Source organism: Nonomuraea sp. NPDC050451, from assembly GCF_044458585.1.
Genome location: NZ_JBITHZ010000018.1, coordinates 1 through 4,376, shown reverse-complemented (window position 1 = coordinate 4,376; position 4,376 = coordinate 1). Strand labels below are relative to the sequence as shown.

5 protein-coding genes are annotated in these 4,376 nt (G+C 64.9%); all 5 read left to right on the top strand.

All coding sequences use genetic code 11. The features are described from left to right. Positions 1–1,379 (top strand): hypothetical protein (locus ACIBI9_RS39895; RefSeq protein ID WP_397230291.1); only part of this gene is annotated, 1,379 nt, incomplete at its 5' end. Positions 1,380–1,467: 88 nt separating this feature from the next. Beyond that, positions 1,468–1,989 (top strand): hypothetical protein, encoded by a 522-nt coding sequence (locus ACIBI9_RS39890; protein WP_397230289.1) that lies wholly within the window; start codon positions 1,468–1,470, stop codon positions 1,987–1,989. A 188-nt stretch (positions 1,990–2,177) separates the two neighbouring features. Next, a complete protein-coding gene (locus ACIBI9_RS39885; protein WP_397230287.1) occupies positions 2,178–2,390 on the top strand; it encodes a hypothetical protein in 213 nt (70 codons plus the stop codon). A 28-nt stretch (positions 2,391–2,418) separates the two neighbouring features. Continuing rightward, on the top strand, positions 2,419–2,571 hold the full coding sequence (locus ACIBI9_RS39880) for a hypothetical protein (RefSeq protein ID WP_397230285.1): 153 nt from the start codon (positions 2,419–2,421) through the stop codon (positions 2,569–2,571). 738 nt (positions 2,572–3,309) lie between these two features. Continuing rightward, positions 3,310–4,239: an IS481 family transposase gene (locus ACIBI9_RS39875; RefSeq protein WP_397230283.1), complete on the top strand. Its 930-nt coding sequence runs from the start codon at positions 3,310–3,312 to the stop codon at positions 4,237–4,239. Positions 4,240–4,376: the final 137 nt, after the last annotated feature.

The following is a 4,376-nucleotide window of genomic DNA, read 5'->3' as shown; positions in this document are numbered from 1 at the left end:
GTTCCGTAACGGTTCCCAGCGGAAAACTGAGCGACGGATGGAAATTGCGCTGGCGAGTACGCGCCACCGCCGCCGGCGTCAACGGCGCCTGGACGAACTGGAACGCCCTCACCGTCGACACCCAGTCCGGATCCGCCGTGGCCAGGGCCGCCGCGCCCGACGACGACCCCTACGACAGAATCAAGGACGAGTGGGAGTGCTGGGAGCATCCTGGCAGAGCCAATTACCGCTACGAGAACGGAAAGAGGATCAACCCCAGGGGTTACACCAGAAATCGCTTCTCCTGGTGCACCACCTATGACGGCGTCCTCGTCCGGGAGAGAATCGGCGCCAACGGGAAGAGGACGATCATCGACAAGGCATCCTTCCCCACCACGATGATCGGCCGGACCTTCAACGGAAACCGCTTCATCGAATTCGACGTCCTCGTCCAGACCGTGAAGGTAGAGGAGGGCACGCTTTTCACCGGCCGCCAATTCACCATCGGTATGAAGGGGACCGGATATCCGCAGGCACATTCCTGCCGGATCGCCCCTGGAACCCAGGGTTCCTACACAGGTAAGGGCGGCCCTGGCGAGTTCTGGTGGGACAAGAAGGTGTCCTTCAAATTCGAGTCCCTGCCGGAGCTCAGTCCCGGCGCCGACAACCTGGAGAACGTGGCCGTCTGCAATACACGGCTCACCCTCTCCTCGCCGGGCCTGTACTCCACCGAGGCGCCGCACCCCGTCCAGACCATCCGGTGCGATTCCGCGAGTTATATTTTCAACGGCGCCACAGGCTGCATCTTCGACCACGTGACGCCGTCGATCGCGCTCAAGGAGAGCCAAAACCCCAAAGCCTATAGCCACATCTACAAGGCGTTCGCCACGCCGAACGACACGGTGCCCAATGCCTCCAGCCCGGCAAAGGCGTGGCCCGACTGGCTCAGACGCAACGTCCCGAAAAAGATCAATGGCTTCTACAAGGCTGATCCGCTCCACCGCATCCTGCCGAACAGCGCACGGAAGGCGAATAACTACTACCGCTCGGCCATGACCTGCGGCTGGCACTACTATCCGTCCACCTTCACCGGGAACCACCCGTACCCGTGGGTGGCGGACGGCCTGGAGTGCGATGAATTCCCCTTCCAGTCCACGTACGAGGGTGCCTGGATCTGGTGGCAGGAGCACCGGCCGAGAGACGTGCGGTCATACCAGGCCGGCGTCAATTTCAGTGTCCTGCCGATCCCCAAGGACGAGAACGGAAGATGGGGTGGAACCGCTCGCGGCGGGCTCGGGCACTTCTACGCCAACGACCGGATCATTGCAGAAGACGCCTTCTTCATCCGTCTCTACAATGAGAAGGGCGACCGCATGAATCCCGATTCCACTCCCGAGTGATCAGCTGACTGGCTCGCAGGTGCCCGGTTCCAACGCCCCGCGACGGGGTGCTGGAGCCGGGCACCGGCCCTCTTACCGGAGCACGACGATGCTGCAACCCCTCGACCTCGTTCGCGACACCGTCGATGTCGACCATTCCCAGTTCCTGCTCGCCTCGTGGATGGGCGGCTACGCCACCCCGCCGGGATGGCCGTCGTGGGACGACACGGCCCAGCGGGCCGACGCGGACAACTGGTTCGTCGCGACGGCGAACCGGGCGATCGTCATCAGCGGCGCGGGCTTCCACAAGGCGCAGGCCTCGATGGAGCTTTGGGACCGTGAGCCTCCCGGCGGTGAGGAGCGGTGGGCTCGCAGCCGCACAGCCAGGTTCTACTCCAGCTCCGGCTTCGCCTGCCTCGACGAGGTGTACGGTCGCGTGCGGTACACGTTCCTCGACCTACGTCTTGAGAGCAGGGAGTGGTGGGTCAGGGCACAGGTTCGCCCTGGCGAGAACCCGAGCTCTCCCGTCGACATGCTGCCGGAAGGTGTGGAGGAGTGGCAATTCCAGTTCTGGCCCGTGAACACTCCCGAGCCTCCTCTCGATCAGCTCGCCAAGAGGCCGTTGCCCTGATCGCCATGGGCGAAGCACTCAGATCGGCGGCGACGATGTGCTCTATGATTTGCTCCGCCAGCGCCGTGATCGTGACGAACGGGTTGACGGTCGTGTTGCCGGATCTCTCCTGGCGTACGTGATCTCCACTCTGTGCGGTGCCAAAACTCGTCCATGGCATCTGACCTGGCTGTCTATCCTCGGCACACGTGTTCCTACGCCTGCTGTATCTGTTGATAGTCCGGTTGTTCGGCTGGTTCACGCTTCTCGCGCGGGGCGACACCTCCAAGGAGGTGGAGATCTTGGTGCGTCATGAAGCCGCCGTCCTGCGTCGTCAGGTCTCCCGTCCGCGACCAGACTGGGCCGACCGGGTGCTGCTGGCTGCACTGGCGCGACTACTGCGTTTGCACCGCGAGACGTAAGCCGGTTACTTGGCCTATGGTTCGCGACGTGCTGATCAAGTGCCAGTTTGGCAACTCAGATGGACGCGTCGGCGACTACGAGCTAGACGGGGATGGATCCGTGACCACCGGCTTCCACAAGTACAGGGTGACCGAACAAGAGGTGGATACTCCGCGCGGCCGCGCTCGGGTGGTGGTGTGACCTGGGACTTAAGTGGTCCGGTTCGTAAGTCATTCGAGGGTTCACACGGCCGCTGGTAGTGCGACAGGCTGGTGGCCGCAGCCAGCGGGGCTGCTGGAAGTGGCGCTCCTTCTGGTCGTGTCGCTCGATCCGGGCCATCAATGGCGGTGCGCTGGCCTACTTGGCCGCCTACGACATCCACCAGGCCCGCGTGTTCGGGCGCTGCTCGCCCAAGACGGGCATCGTCCCGTTCATGGACCTGGTCGAGCAGGTCATGACGCAAGAGCCGTATGCCTCGGCCCGGCGGGTGTTCTCCGCTTCACCCCCGTCCAGCGGGCCGAGGTCACGGCGCTGGCCTGCCAACTGCCGGCCGAGAAGGGGGCCGTGTGAGAATGGGCCAGCGTCTTCAACCGCCGTCGCTCGGAGGCGGTCAAGGCGATCTGGCAAGCACGAGGGACGGGCACGCGGAACGCCTTCGGTGATCGGCCGTTTCCTTTGCCAAGGAAGTCTCCAGGACGCTGATGTTGATCATGGTGCGTGCGGGGTTGGTGCGCGCGAGCACGCACGGAGCACGCAAGCGCTAGACGAAAATTCCGGAACGCATCCGATCCCGCATAACCGCAGGTCAGAACATGATCAGAGCGCGCCCTGCAGTGTGCTGGTTCAGGACATAGGAAATCCATGTCGCAAGACATAGGAAACTTCAGCGGAGTGTGTCTCGAGACATAGGCAACTGCCGCGATCAAGAGCCTGGGCAGTGTGTCCAAGGCCAGAGTTGTCATCACCGCCGTTGTCGTCGAGGGCCGGTCCCAGGCAGAGGTCGCCCGCGCCAACAGGGTGTCCAAGGGCTGGGTGTCCAAGGGCTGGGTGTCCAAGCTGGTGGCCCGCTATCGAGTCGATGGTGAGGCGGCGTTCGAGCCGCGGTCGCGTCGGCCGCATACCTCGCCGAACGCGGTCGACGCCAACACGGTTGAGCTGATCATCCGGCTCCGCAAGGAACTCGCCGAGCAGGGGCTGGACGCCGGCCCGGACACGATCGCCTGGCACCTGCGGCAGCACCACGGGCGGACGGTGTCACGGGCCACGATCAGCCGCTACCTCACTCGTCGCGGGCTGGTGACACTCGAGCCCAAGAAGCGGCCCCGCTCGTCCTACATCCGCTTCCAAGCAGAGCTGCCGAACGAGACCTGGCAGGCCGACTTCACCCATTACCGGCTCGCCGACGGCACCGACGCCGAGATCCTGTCCTGGCTGGACGACCATTCCCGCTACGCGCTGTCGGTGACCGCGCACGCCCGCGTCACCGGGCCGATTGTGCGGGCCACCTTCCGCGCCGCGGTCGCCGGTCACGGCGTGCCCGCCTCCACGCTGACCGATAACGGGATGGTCTTCACCACCCGGCTGGCCGGCGGCCGCGGCGGCCGCAACGCCTTCGAACACGAGCTGCACCGCCTGCACGTGAGGCAGAAGAACTCCACCCCCAACCACCCCACCACCTGCGGCAAGGTCGAACGTTTCCAGCAGACGATGAAGAACTGGCTGCGCGCCCAGCCCCACCAGCCGGCCACCCTGGCTGACCTGCAGGCGCTTCTCGACCGCTTCTGCGACGCCTACAATCACCACCGCCCGCATCGGTCCCTGCCGCACCGCGCCACCCCGGCAGCCGTCTATGCCGCGACCAGACCTTGACCGTGAACTGGCAGATCGTGCAGCTGGCCTGGGACGTTCATGGAAGACCGACGCCTCGGTGCGGACCATCGCCCTGGACACCGACACGGCCCGGGTGCTGCGCGCCCACCGGCAGCAGCAACGGCAGGAACGGCTGG